Annotated in this window: 16 protein-coding genes, 1 tRNA gene and 2 pseudogenes; 6 read left to right on the top strand and 13 right to left on the bottom strand. The window is 40.5% G+C overall.

Features of this window, described 5'->3' with window-relative positions; all coding sequences use genetic code 11:
• A complete protein-coding gene (locus CVS86_RS04540; RefSeq protein WP_002940841.1) occupies positions 1 to 576 on the bottom strand; it encodes a BON domain-containing protein in 576 nt (191 codons plus the stop codon).
• A 75-nt stretch (positions 577 to 651) separates the two neighbouring features.
• Here CVS86_RS04540 and CVS86_RS09820 point away from each other — a divergent pair.
• Positions 652 to 749 (top strand) — tRNA-Sec (locus CVS86_RS09820).
• A gap of 119 nt (positions 750 to 868) precedes the next feature.
• Here the strand turns inward: CVS86_RS09820 and CVS86_RS04535 are convergent.
• From CVS86_RS04535 to CVS86_RS10240, 4 genes and pseudogenes are all read right to left on the bottom strand, one after another.
• Positions 869 to 1,210: a hypothetical protein gene (locus CVS86_RS04535; RefSeq protein ID WP_103594608.1), complete on the bottom strand. Its 342-nt coding sequence runs from the start codon at positions 1,208 to 1,210 to the stop codon at positions 869 to 871.
• 2 nt (positions 1,211 to 1,212) lie between these two features.
• Complete coding sequence (locus CVS86_RS04530) at positions 1,213 to 2,535, bottom strand: NFACT RNA binding domain-containing protein (RefSeq protein WP_107791108.1); 1,323 nt, start codon at positions 2,533 to 2,535, stop codon at positions 1,213 to 1,215.
• A gap of 71 nt (positions 2,536 to 2,606) precedes the next feature.
• Entirely contained in the window at positions 2,607 to 3,131 is a 525-nt protein-coding gene (locus tag CVS86_RS10245) for a methyl-accepting chemotaxis protein (protein ID WP_103575376.1), read from the bottom strand.
• Between the two features lie 771 nt (positions 3,132 to 3,902).
• Positions 3,903 to 4,421: pseudogene (locus CVS86_RS10240) on the bottom strand (cache domain-containing protein); the annotation flags it as partial.
• 554 nt (positions 4,422 to 4,975) lie between these two features.
• On the opposite strand from CVS86_RS10240, the gene leuC reads away from it, so the two are divergent.
• On the top strand, positions 4,976 to 6,241 hold the full coding sequence (leuC, locus tag CVS86_RS04520; protein ID WP_103598671.1) for a 3-isopropylmalate dehydratase large subunit: 1,266 nt from the start codon (positions 4,976 to 4,978) through the stop codon (positions 6,239 to 6,241).
• Positions 6,242 to 6,566: 325 nt separating this feature from the next.
• Here the strand turns inward: leuC and CVS86_RS04515 are convergent, their stop codons facing one another.
• Positions 6,567 to 6,824 carry a SemiSWEET family transporter gene (locus CVS86_RS04515; RefSeq protein WP_021093289.1) on the bottom strand — a complete coding sequence of 86 codons (258 nt, stop codon included), beginning with the start codon at positions 6,822 to 6,824 and terminating at the stop codon, positions 6,567 to 6,569.
• Between the two features lie 220 nt (positions 6,825 to 7,044).
• On the opposite strand from CVS86_RS04515, the gene CVS86_RS04510 reads away from it, so the two are divergent.
• The 4 genes from CVS86_RS04510 to CVS86_RS04495 all read left to right on the top strand — a co-directional run bounded on the left by CVS86_RS04510 (position 7,045) and on the right by CVS86_RS04495 (position 11,268).
• A complete protein-coding gene (locus CVS86_RS04510) occupies positions 7,045 to 7,620 on the top strand; it encodes a molybdenum cofactor guanylyltransferase (protein WP_107791106.1) in 576 nt (191 codons plus the stop codon).
• Positions 7,613 to 8,581: a phospholipase A gene (locus CVS86_RS04505; RefSeq protein ID WP_107791105.1), complete on the top strand. Its 969-nt coding sequence runs from the start codon at positions 7,613 to 7,615 to the stop codon at positions 8,579 to 8,581. The genes CVS86_RS04510 and CVS86_RS04505 overlap by 8 nt, the downstream gene beginning before the upstream one ends.
• 165 nt (positions 8,582 to 8,746) lie before the next feature.
• The gene (locus CVS86_RS04500; RefSeq protein WP_107791104.1) at positions 8,747 to 10,141 is read left to right on the top strand and encodes a GntP family permease; all 1,395 of its coding nucleotides are present in this window, start codon (positions 8,747 to 8,749) and stop codon (positions 10,139 to 10,141) included.
• On the top strand, positions 10,138 to 11,268 hold the full coding sequence (locus CVS86_RS04495; RefSeq protein WP_107791103.1) for a glycerate kinase: 1,131 nt from the start codon (positions 10,138 to 10,140) through the stop codon (positions 11,266 to 11,268). The genes CVS86_RS04500 and CVS86_RS04495 overlap by 4 nt, the downstream gene beginning before the upstream one ends.
• Before the next feature lie 290 nt (positions 11,269 to 11,558).
• On the opposite strand, the gene CVS86_RS09815 is transcribed toward CVS86_RS04495, so the two are convergent.
• From CVS86_RS09815 to CVS86_RS04465, 7 genes and pseudogenes are all read right to left on the bottom strand, one after another.
• Entirely contained in the window at positions 11,559 to 11,717 is a 159-nt protein-coding gene (locus CVS86_RS09815; protein WP_159070810.1) for a hypothetical protein, read from the bottom strand.
• 43 nt (positions 11,718 to 11,760) lie between these two features.
• Positions 11,761 to 11,865: pseudogene (locus CVS86_RS10025) on the bottom strand (hydrogenase); the annotation flags it as partial.
• A 75-nt stretch (positions 11,866 to 11,940) separates the two neighbouring features.
• Positions 11,941 to 12,801, bottom strand: a complete 861-nt coding sequence (locus CVS86_RS04485) for an AMIN domain-containing protein (RefSeq protein WP_107791102.1) — start codon at positions 12,799 to 12,801, stop codon at positions 11,941 to 11,943.
• Between the two features lie 5 nt (positions 12,802 to 12,806).
• Complete coding sequence (locus tag CVS86_RS10155; RefSeq protein WP_180385140.1) at positions 12,807 to 12,989, bottom strand: hypothetical protein; 183 nt, start codon at positions 12,987 to 12,989, stop codon at positions 12,807 to 12,809.
• Positions 12,990 to 13,093: 104 nt separating this feature from the next.
• The gene (eno, locus tag CVS86_RS04475) at positions 13,094 to 14,344 is read right to left on the bottom strand and encodes a phosphopyruvate hydratase (RefSeq protein WP_103633987.1); all 1,251 of its coding nucleotides are present in this window, start codon (positions 14,342 to 14,344) and stop codon (positions 13,094 to 13,096) included.
• Positions 14,344 to 15,441, bottom strand: coding sequence for a recombinase RecA (gene recA / locus CVS86_RS04470; protein ID WP_002940852.1), 1,098 nt, complete (start codon positions 15,439 to 15,441; stop codon positions 14,344 to 14,346). Before recA ends, eno begins: the two co-directional genes overlap by 1 nt.
• A 62-nt stretch (positions 15,442 to 15,503) precedes the next feature.
• Positions 15,504 to 15,992 (bottom strand): addiction module antitoxin, encoded by a 489-nt coding sequence (locus tag CVS86_RS04465; RefSeq protein ID WP_107791101.1) that lies wholly within the window; start codon positions 15,990 to 15,992, stop codon positions 15,504 to 15,506.
• Between the last annotated feature and the right edge of the window lie 5 nt (positions 15,993 to 15,997).

Below are 15,997 nucleotides of genomic sequence, written 5' to 3'. Positions count from 1 at the left end.
TTATTTGATAACTTTGATAAACGAATAGACATCAGCCACGCCGTCAATGTGCTTAGCGTACCAAATGGCGTGCTTTTCTTGCTCGATGCTATCTACCACACCGCTAAAAACAACGTCACAGCCAACGATGCTAACACGCACATTTGTGCCCTCAACGACGCTATCTTTGAAGAGATTTTGCTTTAAATTTGCAAGAATGCTTAGGCTATCGCACGGATACTCGCTCTTTTTTACCCTAAGATAGGTGTAAATTTTTCGCACTCCGTCCGTGCTTTTGGCAAGCTCAACTAGCTTGTCGCCTAGCTCTTTGCTATCAACAAGCCCTATAAGATAGGCGTCGCCATAAAAGACCTCTATCTCGATGTCGATGTTGCTAAGCCCTTTTGAAAACAAAATTTTGCTTTGTAGCTTGCTTTGGATAAATTTATCACGAGAGATCGAGTAGATGCCGCGTTTATCACGAGAAATGGAGTATGCGTCATATACATTTAGCGGCGCTGTTGCTGGAGTGAGGACTGAGGAGCAAGAGCAAAAAAATAAGACCAAAAATGCAAAAACGCTAAATTTAGAAATCATAAATCCTTTTGTAATTTCAAAAAGTTTATAGAAAATGGGCTAAAATTTATCTAAATCTGCTAAAATAACGTGCACGGAGGATAAAGTAATCTGGTGATGCTCACGGGCTTCAAACCCGATGACTGGGCGGTTGACCGTCTGGTGGGGAGTTCGATTCTCTCATCCTCTCGCCACTTTTACTTCTTTTAATTTCTACTTTTTAAATGATTTGTTTTTATGATTTTAGGCGCAGTTAGCTAGTAAATTTTAAAAATAATTGTGTGATTTAAACAACCATCTTTAAATTTAAAGTTTAAATTTTTATATCCAAAACGTGCGGTTCTTCGCTCTCTTCTTCGCTATCAAGCTCATCTTCCAAATTCTCTTCATCTTTGGCTTTTGCGTTTTGTTCTTCGTTCTCAAACTCGCTCGCCTCTTCTTCACTTTTTTGACGCTCGTGCTCTTTTTCAGGGTCTATTTTGTATGACTCCTCCATCGGACGCACCTCTTTGATCTCCTCGTTTTGCTGGGTGGCTAGCTCAGATGCCATTAGCGCTTGCATGTCAAAGCGTGCTTGCTGGTTTGCATGCACCTGCGAGACGACTGGGGCGTTTTGGTTGATGAAGTTGCTGTTTCCTAAAGGTGTTACCGCCATTTTTAGCCTTTATTTATGATGATCGTTTTGTAGTTTGTGTAAGTGACGTTCGCGCCATTTTCACGCCTTAAATTTTCGCGTTTGGTGTAATCCACCTCGTATCTGCCAGCTCCTTTTACGCTAAATTCCACGCAAAATTTAGCAGCCATCTCTAGCACATCTTCTGGTACTTTGCTCTTGTTTGTCTTGATGATGACATGAGCGCTTGGGGCGTCTTTTAGATGAAGCCAGATGTCGTCTTTTTTGGCAAGATCAAGTAAATTTATATTGCCTTTTTCATTTCTGCCAACTAAGATTTTAAACTCTCTAACGTAAAAAATTTCAGCATTTTCGCTCACATCTTTTATCTGGCGCTCTCTTTGTTTTGCCTTGTTTTTTGGGCTTAAAATTTCAAGCTCATAAGCATTTTTTGCCTCTTTTAAAAGTGACTTTAGCCCTTCTAAAAACTCGATCTTTTCACTTAAATTTCTCTTTTCTATCTCCACTCCAAGGGCTTTTGCGCGAAGTTTTTTTGATCTTGAGTAAAATTCATTTGCGCTACTTTTTGGCGTATCACTAAGAGTTAGTTTTATCTCGTTGCCGTCAAAATCTTTCAGGCAAATTTCTCTCTCATAGCCCTTAAAATTTGCCAAATTTGCAAGCAAGAGCGTGCCGTAGTTTGCAAACTCCTCGCTCTTTTTCATAAGCTCATCTTTATCTTCAAGCGAGTTTAAAATTTCACTCATGCTATCTATCTTTTTTTGCACGCTAGTAAGCTTTGCCTCTTTTAGGCTAGCTATCCTTGCTTCATTTATCCTAGCCGCTTCTCTTTTAAAAAACTCATCAAAGTTGGTTATTGGCTCGCACGGCTTTTCTTTGATGGCGATGGCTGGCAGCTCTTTTAAAACCTCGCCAGTTTCTATCTTGCGGTAGCTATTATCGATGTGCCTTAGCGCCTCGATGATAACGCTATTTTCATCAGTTATCACGGCATTTGTAAAGCGGCCAGTAAATTCAAGATAGAGGATGAAATTTTCGCTTTTATATGAGCCACTTTGTGTGCAGGTAAATTTTAAAATTCTATTGTCTTTTAGGCACTCGACGCTTTTTATATGTGAGGCGTTAAAGCGCTTTTTTAGGACGTTGTCAAAGGGTGCTTGATAAATTTTCGCCTCTTTTAGCTCTTCATCTTTATAGATAGCAGAGTTTGACTTATTTAGATCAAAAATGATCTTTTCGCCGCTAAATTCGATAAGTATAGCCATATCGCTTACGCGCTTTGCTTGGCTTATCTTTTTAAATTTTGATAGATAACTTGCTATTTGAACTAAATGTGCGTACTTCATGCGGGGATTATATCAGAAATGTTGCAAAAATGTTTTAACAAAGAGTCCTAGCTGGTTTGCTAGGACAAAAGTTAAAATTTGTTTTTAGCGACCTCTTTAACGATCTGATCAGCTATCTCATCGACCTCGTTTGTGGCCTTGTTTGTTTGGTTTGCCACTTCAAGATTTTCTTTTGTTAGATTATCGATGTCGGCAACTAGCGTATTTATCTGGGCGATCGCTATGGTTTGCTCATTTATCGCTGCGCTCATATCGTCGATGTTTTGAGTTAGGATATTTGCATTTGCTTCGATCTCACCAAGGCTTTTTTGTGTGCGCTCGGCTAAATTTCTAACCTCATCAGCCACAACCGCAAAGCCCCTGCCATGCTCGCCCGCACGTGCTGCTTCTATTGCAGCGTTAAGGGCTAGTAAATTTGTCTGATCGGCGATGTCGTGGATGATGGTGATGATATTTTTTATCTCCTCAGACTGTCTTTTGACATCATCAGACCTTGCATTTACCTGCCTCATAGATGCGCTCATTTGCTCAACCGCAGCCGCACCCTCAGAGAGCGATGTGGCACTCTTGTTTGCTTTAGTCGTTAGCTCTTGCATGTAGCCTTTTAGCGCTTTAGCGCGGTCTTCTAGCAGTTTTGCGACATCTTCATTATTTTTTAGCATCTGCGCGATCTTATCACCAAGTGCGTCGATGCCTTTTGCGATGACGCCCTCGTCGTTTATCCTAGCTGTAAAGTCGTTTTTAAAGTAAATTTCTAGCGCTTTCAAGATATCGTGCTCATTTGAAGCGATATTTGTCTTTAGTGAGTCACGTAGATCGCCAAATGCCTCTTTTAGCTTTAGCAGAGCTTGGCTATTTGTCGTCGCTTCAAGCGTCGCTCTAAAGTCGCCACCTTTTATTTTGCTTACAAATTCTTGCGTTTTGGCTAGAAATTCTCGCTCGTTATTTAAATTCTCTTTTGTGCTTTCTATGTTTTCGTTGATGATGCTAGCCATAACGCCTAGCTCGTCGCTGCTTTTTAGCTTGATAGGCTCGACGTTTGAAGTTTTGTTGTTTATAAATTTAAAGACTTCGATTAGCCCATTTTGTATCGTTAGAACTGGTCTTAAGAAATATCTAACAACCACGATGATAGCGATGATGACTGAGATCAAAAACACACTAAACATCAAAATTTGCTTGTTTGAAGCGCTTTGAATTTCAGCCACAAACTCATCAGCGTCAGCTACTATACAGACGTTCCAGCCTGTTAGCTTTTGGTTTTGGCAGTAGATGACGTTTCTCATGCCGTTATAGAAAAATAGCGAAACCTTGTCGCCTTCTATGCTGTTTTTCATATTTTCTTTGATGAGGCTTTTGTAGTTTTCATCTTCTTTTGTGATTAAATTTGCATCAGGATGAACTATCACTTTTCCGTTGTCATCGGCGATCATGATACTTGAAGTCTTAGTCGTTTTTATCTCTAAAAGCTCCTGACTAAAGCTGTTTAAGAAGATATTTGCGCCAATTACCGCTACTAGCTGGTGTTTGTCATTAAAAATAGGAGCGTAGGCAGTGATAGTTAAATTCTTTGTTGTGACATCTACGTATGGCTCTGAAAATCCAGGCTTGCCGCTGCTGCTCGCACCCTGAAACCAAGCTCTCGTGCGACCATCAAAATTTGGTATCAAAAATGGCTCGTTGTTTTTCAAAAGATCAGTCTTTATGACGTTGCCATTGTCTGCGTAGCCCACAAATAGCGCATCAAATGGCGAAATGATAAGCGCACCCTTTAGTGCCTCAGCTATATCGTCCCTGCTGGTATAGAGCTTTTTATCCTCTAGCTCTTTTGCAAAGTTTTGCACCATGTGAAGTCTTGACTTTAAAAACTCATCGACAAAGTACATTGTCGATTTAAGCCCTGTTTTTCGCACGTTGTTGTAGGACTGAATTTTTTCCGACTTGGAATTTGAGTAGTTTATGCTAAAAAATATGCCTATGCCTATTAGCATCCAAGCTGTCAGCAAAAAGGCTATCTTGTTAGACAAGCTAGAAAAGAGTTTTTTCATCTTAAATCCTTTTAAAATTTTCGGCGTATTTTATAATAAAAGTTAAACAATATCTCTTAATTTTTATTTTTAAGAAAAAATGGCAAAAAGTAGCTATACAACGCTAGTTATGATAAATTTTACTAAATTTTATTAATTTAATTATCCAAAGTAATAAATATAGTATTTTAGGGATTTAGCATAAAATTTAAGGCTAAATTTTACGTTGAATTTATTTTAATTACTTAAATTATAATTTTAAAATATATAAAAAGAAAATGCTATCTTGTAAATCTTATCTGCCCAAATTTTTAGCATAAATTTTTTGTCAAATTTATAGTGATTTAAAGCGCTGGCTAAATATCTTTTTATACAAATTTCGTTAAAATCGCCTCAAAATTTAAAGGAAATTTATGAAACAAACTATCACCGAGAAAATATTTTCAGATCACGTTGGCAAAGAGGTAAGCGCAGGAGAGATTATCGAGAGTAAGATTGATATGATCATAGGCAACGACATTACGACGCCTATCTCGATCAAGCAGTTTGAGCGAAGTGGCGCAAAAAAGCTAGCTAACCCAGACGGCTTTGCCATCGTGATGGACCACTACATCCCGACAAAGGACATCCTAAGCGCAAATCAAGCCAAAATTTCACGCGAATTTGCCTACAAACACGACCTTAAAAACTATTTTGACGAAAAAGATATGGGCATAGAGCACGCGGTTTTGCCTGAAAAAGGGCTAGTCATCCCAGGTGACGTCATCATTGGCGCAGACAGTCACACCTGTACGCACGGCGCTCTTGGGGCGTTTAGCACCGGCATGGGCAGCACCGACCTAGCTTATGCGATGATCACTGGCAAAAACTGGTTTAAAGTGCCTGAGAGTATCAAAGTCGTCTTTAAAGGCAAGCTTGATAAGCACGTCTATGGCAAGGATCTCATCCTTGAGATCATCCGCCAAATAGGCGTTGATGGCGCACTTTACAAGGCGCTTGAGTTTAGCGGTGAGGTGATAGATACTCTTAGCATGGATGATAGATTTTCAATGTGCAATATGGCGATCGAAGCTGGCGCAAAGAGCGGTATCATCGCCGTTGATGAGATCACAAAAGAGTTTTTAAAAGATAAAAATTTACGCAATAAGCCAAAATTTTTCTACTCAGACGAGGGCGCAAAATACGATAAAATTTTAGAGATAGATGTTACAAATCTTGATCCAGTCATCGCATATCCATTTTTGCCAAGTAACGGCAAGAGCGTAAGGCAGGCGGTTCGCGACGATCTAGCTATCGATCAGGCATTTATCGGCTCATGCACAAATGGCCGTCTAAGCGACCTTCGCATAGCAGCGCAAATTCTAAAAGGCAAAAAAGTAGCTCGCAAAACAAGGCTCATCATCACTCCAGCGACGCAAAAGATCGCAAGAGCTGCTGAAAAAGAGGGACTTATCGACATTTTCATCGAAGCAGGAGCGGTTGTGAGCAACCCAACATGTGGTGCTTGCCTTGGCGGATATATGGGCATTTTAGGCGCAAATGAGCGCTGTATCTCAACGACAAATAGAAATTTCGTCGGCCGTATGGGCGATAGGACGAGTGAAATTTATCTCGCTAACTCGGCTGTTGTGGCGGCGAGCGCGATAGCAGGTAAAATCGCCGATCCGCGTGATCTTTAGAATTTAACGGCTCGCCTCGCGAGCGCTTTTAACGGAGCTAGTAAAAATTTAGCTCGATAGACTGAATTGTCTTATCTTTGCTAAATTTTTACGTCGCTTCTGCTTGCAGTTGCGACCTCAAGGGGAGTAAAGCCTTTAAACCCATCTCACGATACTTTGCCTTATATTTTTGATAAATTTGGTGAAATGTTTTTCTTGTGAAATTTTCGTTGTAATATCTGGTTTTATCTGTAAATATCAAAGAAATTCAAAAGTATTTTGTATAACCGATAAATTTGTAAATTTATCGGCTATTTTTTAGCACAAAAGGTTTGAAGCTAGCGCATTAAAACGCTGTTATAGTTGCCAAAAGTCCAAAGATTATACCTGGCAAGTTTGCAGCAGAAAGTGGATAGTCTTTTTTAGCTTTTAGCAAGCCGTAACTTGTCCAGATCGTGCAGTTTATCGCAGCAGCTAGTGGCTGTATAAAAGGTGTTTTGTGGCCATCAAGGTTGCCCATTATTTGTGGGATGTATGAAAAATACATAATAACAGATAGGCATGTACCTATCCAACCTAAAATTTGTAAATTTCTTTCACTCATGTGATCTCCTTTAAAAATAAGCCATTATATTATTTTTTAGCTTTATGATTAGCGAGGTAAAAATTATTTTATCTGCTAGAAAGCAACCCTTGCTTTGGCAAAAGCGCTTTTTTACAAATTTAAGGGCGAAGCTTTTATCAAGTGATAATAAATTTAAAACAAGATGAGTTAGAAAATTTGGTTATACTTTTGTAATTTTTAAAATTTAAAAGGATAAAAGATGCAAACTTGCGTCATTTTAGCAGGGGGCAAGAGCTCGCGCATGGGTCAGGACAAGACGCTTTTGCCATTTGGTGGCTTTGAAACGCTTACGCACTATCAAGCCTCTAAATTTAGCAAAGTCTTTGATGAGGTTTTTGTAAGCTCTAAATTTGAGAAATTTAACCCACCGCTAGAGCTCATAAAAGATGAGAGCAGTGAGGATTTTTCGCCGATGCTAGCGCTTTACTCTGTGCTAAAAAGCTTTGATCGCAGCGTCTTTATCATCCCAGCTGATATGCCATTTTTTGATCTAAAAAGCTTAGAAGAGCTGGCTAAATTTAAAGATGAATTTGACATGGTCGTGGCTGGTGATGATGAGCATATACACTCGCTTTGTGGCTTTTTTAACCCAGGCTTAGCCCCACTTGCGCATGAGCTTTACCTAAAAAATGAGCATAAAATCGGACTTTTACGAAAAAACTGCAAGTGCAAGATAGTAAATTTTGATGATAAAGAGCAGTTTTTTAATGTAAATTTCCCGGAAGAATACAAAATAGCAAACGAAATTCAAAAAAAGGAGCAAAAGGATGCGTAAGTTTATACTATTTTTGGCTCTTGCCTTTAGCCTTCTAACAGCAAGCGAGCTTAGCGAGTTTCAAAGGGCGCAGGCACTTGAGCAAAGTGGCGATATAAAGGGTGCTATGCAAATTTATAAAAGCATCGCCGCAAACTCTATAAACGCGCAAAGCATGGCTTCTCGGGCTAGCCTAAATGCTGAGCCAGCGACGCCAGAAGCAAAGATAAAGCAGGCTAAGATCACACAAGAAAACAAGGCTGATCATCATCTGCAAAACGCACTTGGCATCGAGCTTTATAAATTTAACTACCTTTTGCCAGTAACTTACGCTAAAACTGTGCCAGATGATGGGCGAAAGAGCGTTGAGACCAAGTTTCAAATAAGCCTTGCAAAGCCGCTATTTTACGACGTTTTTGGACTTAGAGAGAGCCTTGTGGCAGCCTATACGCAGACCTCTTGGTGGCAGATAACAAAAACATCAGCGCCGTTTCGCGAGACAAACTATCAGCCAGAAATTTTCTTAAATTTTGCCTCTCCAAAATACCTAGAGCAAATAGGCGTGAAGAACCTAAAATTTGGACTTTTGCATGAGTCAAATGGACGAGATGGCACCAACTCAAGGAGCTGGAACAGAGCCTACGTGCAAGGTGATCTCGTCTATGGAAATTTAACCATCTCGCCAAGAGTTTGGAGCGTGATCGGCGAAAAGAACGACAACAAAGAAATTTTAAACTACATCGGACACGGCGACGTAAGGCTTAGCTACAACCTAAACGACCACATCTTTAGCCTAATGCTAAGAAATAACTTACATTTTGATAAAACAAATAAAGGTGCAGCTGAAATTTCATATATGTTTCCGATATTTTCAACCGGCATTTATGGCTATTTGCAGTATTTCACTGGATATGGCGAGAGCTTGATAGACTACAACAGGCACACAGATAAGGTCGGTCTTGGCTTTGTTATTTTAAAATAGCCTTAAAAATTTAATCTTATAAAGTGGCTAAATTTGGGTAGATGATGCAAATTTCAGAAAAATAATGAAAAAAATTTAACTAATAGAAAAACTTAAAAATATTAGAAAAAATATAAGCAAATTTTGCTAAAATCACTAGCAAAATCTCACAATAAAGGAGTTTTCATGAGCGGTATAGCTTTGATTGTCTGTTTTGCTATAGCAATCATCCTTATGATCCTTATGATCTCAAAGTTCAAGGTGCATCCATTTTTGGCACTTATGAGTATATCTTTGGTGCTAGCAATAGTCGCAGGTATCGATCTATCCAAGATCCCAGCGATGATAGGCGTTGGTTTTAGTGGCACATTTAAGAGCATCGGCATCGTCATCATCTTTGGAACGATCATCGGTACAGTTCTTGAAAAAACGGGAGCTGCGCTAAAGCTAGCTGACATGGTTGTAAAGCTAGTCGGACAAAGACGCCCTGAGCTTGCCATGCTTATAATGGGCTGGGTTGTAGGCATACCGGTATTTTGCGATAGCGGTTTTGTCGTTTTAAACTCTATCCGCGAGGCACTTTATAAGAAAATTTCAGCAAGCCCAGTTGCGATGTCAGTAGCACTTAGCGGCGGTCTATACGCTTCTCACGTCTTCATCCCACCAACTCCTGGCCCGATAGCTGCTGCTGGCACGCTTGGCCTTGGAGGGAATTTACTTCTTGTCATCATCATGGGTACAGTAGTTTCGGTGCCTGTTTTGGTAGCTGTTTATTTCTTTTCAAAAAGCATCGCTAAAAGCGTAACTATCAGCGACAAAGAGGCTGACGCTATGATAACAGCTAGCTACGAGGAGCTTTTAAATAAATTTGGCAAATTACCTAGCGGATTTTTGAGCCTTGCTCCTATCATCATGCCTATCATTTTCATGGCGGTTGGCTCTGTGGTTGATGTTTTAGCAAAACAAGGCATGCTTGATAAAGCTGCGCTCTTGCCAAAGATATTTTTATTCTTAGGTAACCCTATCATTGCGCTTGCTATCGGCGTGATCTTTTGCGTATTTTTACTAGCTGAAACTAAAAAGATGAGAGAATTTGACCATATAACAAACGAATCATTAAAGATCGCAGGTCCTATACTCTTTATCACCGCAGCTGGCGGCGTTTTGGGCAACGTCATCACCGAGGCTGGCTTTGTAAATTTCATCAAAGAAAATGCCTCAACTATAAAAGCGGTAGGAATTTTCTTCCCATTCATCATCTCAGCTGTGCTAAAAACCGCTCAAGGAAGCTCGACTGTGGCTATCATCACGACAGCCTCTATCATGGGCGCATTTAGCGATGGCAACTCGCTCATGTACATACTTGGCTTTACGAGCGAAATTTCAGCCGCACTTTGTGTCATGGCGATAGCATCAGGTGCGATGTGTGTATCTCACGCAAACGACAGCTATTTCTGGGTCGTAACAAACTTTAGTAAGATGACCGCAGATCAAGGATATCGCACACAAACGGCGATGACATTTATCATGGGCGTTGTTGGTATGATCAGCGTTTATATACTATCTTTGGTGCTTTTATGAGAATTTTGGTTGCGATAGATTCATTAAAAGGCTCGCTAAGTTCGCTTGAAGCGGGCCTTGCTATAAAAGAAGCCCTTGAAGATTTTTGTGACGTCGTCGTAAAGCCAGTGGCTGACGGCGGTGAGGGTAGCGTGGAGGCTATGGCTGACGCACTTGATGCTAAATTTATAGATACCATTGTAAAAAACCCACTTGGCACTGAAATTCTAGCTAGATATGCTCTAAAAGACGACCTTGCCATACTTGAGATGTCAAGTGCTTCAGGACTTACTCTCATAAATCCTGATGAGAGAAATCCTATGAAAACTAGCACATTTGGCTTTGGTCAGATGATAAAAGATGCCATTAGCAAGGGTGCTAGGAAATTTATCATAGGTATTGGTGGAAGTGCGACAAATGACGCTGGCACAGGTATGCTAAGCGCTTTAGGGTTTAAATTTTATGATAAAAATGGCGCTTTGCTTGAGGGCAAAGGCGAGGATTTGGCTCAAATTTGTGAGTTTTCAGATGAAGAGGCGCTAAAAGAGCTAAAAGAGTGCGAATTTTTAATCGCCTGTGACGTGGATAATCCACTTTACGGACAAAAGGGCGCAGCCTACGTCTATGCCCCACAAAAGGGCGCAAATGGCCGCATGGTAAAGCAGCTAGATGATGGGCTAAAGCACTTTGCAAGCCTTGTAAAAGAGAAAAATGGCACCAAATTTCACACGCAAAAGGGCGCTGGAGCAGCTGGCGGACTTGGCTTTGCTTTTGTGGCATTTTTGGGAGCGAAGCTCAAGCCTGGTATCGAGATCATCACGCAGACAATAGCACTTGAAGATGAGATCAAAAAGGCTGATCTTGTCATCACTGGTGAGGGCCGCATGGACTTTCAAAGCACCATGGGCAAGACCCCAACAGGCGTGGCAAAGCTAGCCAAGAGGCATCATAAGCCAGTCATCGCACTTGCTGGAAGCGTGCAAAGGTGCGCCAAAGACTGCCATAAACACGGCATAGATGCCTATTTTTGCATACTAAATGAGCCAATGAGCCTTGAAGAAGCCATGCGAAAAGATAATGCCATTAGAAATTTAAAGATGACTGCCGAGCAAGTCATCCGCCTTTATATGCTAAACCATAAAGCATAAATTTAAAAAGATAGAAGCTAAATTTCTATCTTTTTCTCTCTAAAATTAACTTCAAATTTTACTTACAAAGTGCTACAAAAATTCTCAAAATTTAATACATTTTGTAAAAACAAAACCACTTAGAAGAAATGGCGAATTTAGCCTAAATGACCGGTTGGTTGGTACTTGCGCTGGGCAAACGTTACCTGCAAAGATAAGAAAGATAGGCTAGTTTGATAAATTTGGCGAGCAGAGTAAAATTTGCTTGCCAAATTTCATTTTCGTGAGAGCTTTTGTCTTGTGGCGTAAATTTATATGCATAGCAAGCTTTGGGCTGCTTGCAAGCTAAAAATTCTCACATATTTATAGGGCTTTATAGTTAAATTTGATGTTTTAAATTTTGTATTGGTTAAATTTAGTATCATCTGAAGCGTGCCAGCTGGTCTTTCAAGCAGCGTTTTAATTTGCATGGGTTAAATTTAGTATTGCTAGTTTGCTCTATCTTTGAGCGCTCTAGTTTGCCAAGTCTTCAGCCACTTTTGCAGCGAGTTTTAGCTTCTTGCTATCAAAGTGCGTGTAAATTCACGATGTATTTAGGCTTGCATGCCTAAAAGCTTCTTACACTAGTGTCGGCTTTTTTGGTTACAACCAAGAGAAATTTAAAAATAGCAGGCTTAAATTTAAATATAAAAACTATAAAAGCTTAAGCACATATCCATTTTCAGCTGTTTCAAGCTTATATTTATGCATCTTGTCAAGCTCTAAAACCACTCTGAAATACTTATCATGCCAGCCGATTATGACGTTTTTAAATATCTCGTTTTCAAGCTTTAAATTTCTAGTTTTAAAGCTTCTTGGAGGTTTTGCAAAGTCAAGTACGATCTTGTTTTTCTCGTAAGCAAAGTGCTTTAAATTTTTAGCTTTTGTGACGATATTTAGCTCTTTTTCATGTGTTAAAAAGCTGATAAATCCTAAGAATTTAATCTCTTTTTCGCTACTTTTTATCTCTTGAACAGGCTTTGAGGCTGGCTCGATCTTTACTTCAACTACCTTTTGCTCAGGCTTAGCTGGCTCTTTTGTTTTTTTTATGCCAAGGTCGATCACTACGACATTTGGAGTTGGCACATCTGAGGTTTTATTTCTATCTTTGTTTGAAATTTTAGTCTCATTTTTTTCTATTATCACTGGCGTGCTAACCTTTTGAGCTGGCACCTCCGCCATCGTGACAGAAACGTCTAGTTTTTTAGCTGCGACTGGTTCTGGATTTTTCATCTTGCTTATGGCAAATTCATCGTTCCAGTCGATAGTTTTGTTTATATCAGTTAGTCTTTTTTCTTTTATGCTGCCGTCATTTGCTCTGTATCTTATGGTGACATCAAGTAGTAGCATCGCATCGCTTGGAAATTTAAACGAGAGCGAGTTGAAGCTGTCATATTTTTCTACGACGTTTGTCGTCATGACGCTTGTATTTAGCTCGCTAATAGGCATAAATGGGTTTTCTCTAGCGCATAAGCTCGCTGCTAATAAAGGTAAAACTAACCAAATTTTCTTCATCGTTCCTACTTTTTGTTGGAGTCTGGCTCAAGGCCTTGCAATTCAAAATAATCTTTCTGCAGACGTGCGTTTAGTTTTTTTAAAATTTCCACGTCTTCGCTAAGCCTCTCTTTTTTGCTCTGAAGGCTTAGCATCACATCAAGTGAGCGTTTGCCAAACATCATATTGCCCACGTAAAAGGCAAACATAGCCACGCAAATGGTGGCTATGACGTAGCGTAATGTCGGCCGAACAAATTTTATGATTTTATGAAATATGCCATCTTCTTTGCCATATTCATCTAAAATTTCGCTCAAATATTATCCCCTAAAAACTCACCCGCCTCAAGCTCGATCTCAAGCAAGCGGTTGTATTTCGCGTTGCGCTCGCTTCTTGAAGTGGCACCTGTCTTTATCTCGCCAGTGTTTAGTGCGACCGCAAAGTCAGCGATAAACGCATCTTCGCTCTCGCCGCTTCTGTGGCTCATGACGCAACGGTAGCCGTTTCTTTGAGCAAGGCGGACAGTTTGCATAGTTTGCGTGACTGAGCCTATTTGATTTGGCTTGATTAAGATTGCATTTGCTATCTTTTTCTCGATGCCTTCGCGTAAAATTTTCTCATTTGTAACGAAAAGATCGTCACCAACTAGCTGCACCTTGCTGCCAAGCCTTTTTGTAAGCTCAGCCCAGCCGCTCCAGTCATCCTCGCTAAGGCCATCTTCGATAGAGAATATCGGATATTTTTCGCAAAGTTTTTCATAGTAGCTAATGAGCTCGTCGCTGCTAAATTTCTTGCCTTCAAGCTCGTATTTGCCGTCTTTGTAAAGCTCGCTTGAAGCGACGTCAAGGGCTAGTTTGATCTGGCTGCCTAGCTCATATCCAGCCTCTTTTACAGCTTGCGAGATCAGTTTTAGCGGCTCTTCGTTGTCTTTTAAATTTGGAGCAAAACCGCCCTCGTCGCCGACAGCCGTGCTGTGTCCAGCTGCGTTTAGGATAGATTTTAGCTTGTGATAAATTTCAGTTGCAGCTCTTAGTGCCTCGCTAAATGTGCTAAAACCAAATGGCATGATCATAAATTCTTGAAAATCAACGCTGTTATTTGCGTGTGCGCCGCCATTTATGATGTTAAACATCGGCACTGGTAAGATGCTAGCGTTTGCACCGCCAAGGTAGCGATAAAGCGGGATATTTAGGCTCTTTGCAGCTGCGCGAGCTACTGCCATAGATACGCCAAGGACTGCGTTTGCACCTAAATTTGAGTAGTTGTGCGTGCCATCAAGCTCAAGCATCTCCGCATCAACTGCTTTTTGGTTGTAAGCATCAAGGCCTATCACCGCTTCAGCGATCTTTTCATTTACATTTGAAACGGCTTTTAAAACGCCCTTGCCAGCGTATCTCTCGTCTTTGTCACGAAGTTCGAGCGCCTCACGCTTGCCGGTGCTTGCGCCACTTGGTACGATCGCACTTGCCTCAGTGCCGTCGCTTAGTCTAACTGTCGCGCGGACTGTTGGGTTGCCTCTACTGTCTAAAACCTCGTGAGCTTCTACATCTTCAATAAATACCATTATTCATCTCCTGCTTCGTTTGTGTCGTCGTCTTCGTCTTTTGCGCCGCTACTTATTAGGTGATCTATACCCATTGAGCCTTTGATCGCCGCTACTATCTCATCAGAAATTTCTGGGTGCTCTTTTAGATAGGCCTTGGCGTTTTCTCTGCCTTGACCTAGTTTTTCAGCCTTGTAGCTAAACCACGCACCTGATTTGTCGATGATGTCGAGCTTTACGCCATAGTCGATGATCTCGCCCTCTTTGCTCACACCCTCGCCAAACATGATGTCAAATTCAGCCACTTTAAATGGAGGCGCGACCTTGTTTTTAACGACTTTCGCTTTTGTGCGGTTGCCGATAGGCTCGTCGTTTTGTTTAAGTGTGGCTATCTTTCTAACGTCTATTCTTACAGATGAGTAAAATTTAAGCGCATTACCGCCAGTTGTGGTCTCTGGCGTGCCATATCCCATCATACCGATCTTCATACGAATTTGGTTGATGAAGATAACAGTTGTCTTCATCTTGCTTAAAATTCCAGTTAGCTTTCTAAGCGCCTGACTCATAAGCCTTGCTTGCAAGCCAACGTGCTGATCGCCCATATCGCCGTCTATCTCGCTCTTTGGAGTAAGAGCTGCGACGCTATCAACTACGATAAGATCGATCGCACCGCTTCTTGCAAGTGTTTCAACGATCTCAAGTGCCTGTTCGCCAAAGTCTGGCTGAGAGACATAAAGATTGTCGGTATTTACGCCTAAATTTGAAGCGTATTTTACGTCTAGTGCGTGCTCAGCATCGACAAACGCACAAATTCCGCCAGCTTTTTGCGCTTCAGCGATGATGTGAAGTGTTAGAGTAGTCTTACCAGAGCTCTCTGGTCCGTAGATCTCGATGATCCTGCCTTTTGGGACGCCGCCTATGCCAAGAGCCAGATCAAGCCCTAGCGAGCCAGTAGGTATAGACTCGATAGCCTCAACCTCTTTGTCGCCAAGTCTTAAAAGCGTGCCCTTGCCAAAAGCTTTATCTATCTGCTTTAGCGCAAGCTCAAGCGCCTTTTTCTTGTCCGCTTCGCTCTCTGGGATAGCTATCTTTTTGTCACTATCTTTTTCTTTTGCCATTTTTTACCTTATAGTTGAAATTTGGCTTGATTTTATCTAAAAAGAGATGAATTTTACTTGATTTACTCGCAAATTATAATATTTTCGCCAAGCAGCGCAGCGCTATCAATAAGAGCAAAAAGCTGCTCTTTTTCAAACAAAAATCCATAAATTTGATCTTCGTTTTTTAGTATCGCAAGCTTAAATGGCTCTATAAGCGAGCTCGCGCAAAGGTTTAAAAAAGTTTCATCGATACTGTTTTGTGAAATTTGGGGTTTGGTTTTGAAATTTTCATCTTTTATAAAAGAGAGAAATTCATCTTGCGAGGTAGATTTATTAAATTTAAAAATTAATTTTTCTTTTAAGGCCTGGGCTAAAATTTCATCAAATTTAACTAAGTCGATGTGATCTTTTACACCTAAAATTTTGGCGAAATTTAGCAAGTTTTTATCATAATCAGCCACATTTTTCTCATGCTCGCTTTGTGCCTTTTTAGCCCTATAAACGGCATAAAAACCAATGATCATAAACAAAATAGAAAGTGTTAAAACTTCTGCTAAAAACTCACTCATCACTA

The organism is Campylobacter concisus, assembly GCF_003048605.1.
Lineage (GTDB): Bacteria > Campylobacterota > Campylobacteria > Campylobacterales > Campylobacteraceae > Campylobacter_A > Campylobacter_A concisus_BM.
Note: the sequence above shows the minus strand (reverse complement) of the source record. Positions and strands in the feature narration are given on the sequence as shown.

Excerpts from the sequence above, each read along its gene's own strand:
- CVS86_RS04540 (WP_002940841.1), bottom strand. The coding sequence starts at position 576 with ATGATTTCTAAATTTAGCGTTTTTGCATTTTTGGTCTTATTTTTTTGC.
- CVS86_RS04535 (WP_103594608.1), bottom strand. The coding sequence starts at position 1,210 with ATGGCGGTAACACCTTTAGGAAACAGCAACTTCATCAACCAAAACGCC.
- CVS86_RS04530 (WP_107791108.1), bottom strand. The coding sequence starts at position 2,535 with ATGAAGTACGCACATTTAGTTCAAATAGCAAGTTATCTATCAAAATTT.
- CVS86_RS10245 (WP_103575376.1), bottom strand. The coding sequence starts at position 3,131 with ATGCAAGAGCTAACGACTAAAGCAAACAAGAGTGCCACATCGCTCTCT.
- leuC (WP_103598671.1), top strand. The coding sequence starts at position 4,976 with ATGAAACAAACTATCACCGAGAAAATATTTTCAGATCACGTTGGCAAA.
- CVS86_RS04515 (WP_021093289.1), bottom strand. The coding sequence starts at position 6,824 with ATGAGTGAAAGAAATTTACAAATTTTAGGTTGGATAGGTACATGCCTA.
- CVS86_RS04510 (WP_107791106.1), top strand. The coding sequence starts at position 7,045 with ATGCAAACTTGCGTCATTTTAGCAGGGGGCAAGAGCTCGCGCATGGGT.
- CVS86_RS04505 (WP_107791105.1), top strand. The coding sequence starts at position 7,613 with ATGCGTAAGTTTATACTATTTTTGGCTCTTGCCTTTAGCCTTCTAACA.
- CVS86_RS04500 (WP_107791104.1), top strand. The coding sequence starts at position 8,747 with ATGAGCGGTATAGCTTTGATTGTCTGTTTTGCTATAGCAATCATCCTT.
- CVS86_RS04495 (WP_107791103.1), top strand. The coding sequence starts at position 10,138 with ATGAGAATTTTGGTTGCGATAGATTCATTAAAAGGCTCGCTAAGTTCG.
- CVS86_RS09815 (WP_159070810.1), bottom strand. The coding sequence starts at position 11,717 with ATGCAAATTAAAACGCTGCTTGAAAGACCAGCTGGCACGCTTCAGATG.
- CVS86_RS04485 (WP_107791102.1), bottom strand. The coding sequence starts at position 12,801 with ATGAAGAAAATTTGGTTAGTTTTACCTTTATTAGCAGCGAGCTTATGC.
- CVS86_RS10155 (WP_180385140.1), bottom strand. The coding sequence starts at position 12,989 with ATGTTTGCCTTTTACGTGGGCAATATGATGTTTGGCAAACGCTCACTT.
- eno (WP_103633987.1), bottom strand. The coding sequence starts at position 14,344 with ATGGTATTTATTGAAGATGTAGAAGCTCACGAGGTTTTAGACAGTAGA.
- recA (WP_002940852.1), bottom strand. The coding sequence starts at position 15,441 with ATGGCAAAAGAAAAAGATAGTGACAAAAAGATAGCTATCCCAGAGAGC.
- CVS86_RS04465 (WP_107791101.1), bottom strand. The coding sequence starts at position 15,992 with ATGAGTGAGTTTTTAGCAGAAGTTTTAACACTTTCTATTTTGTTTATG.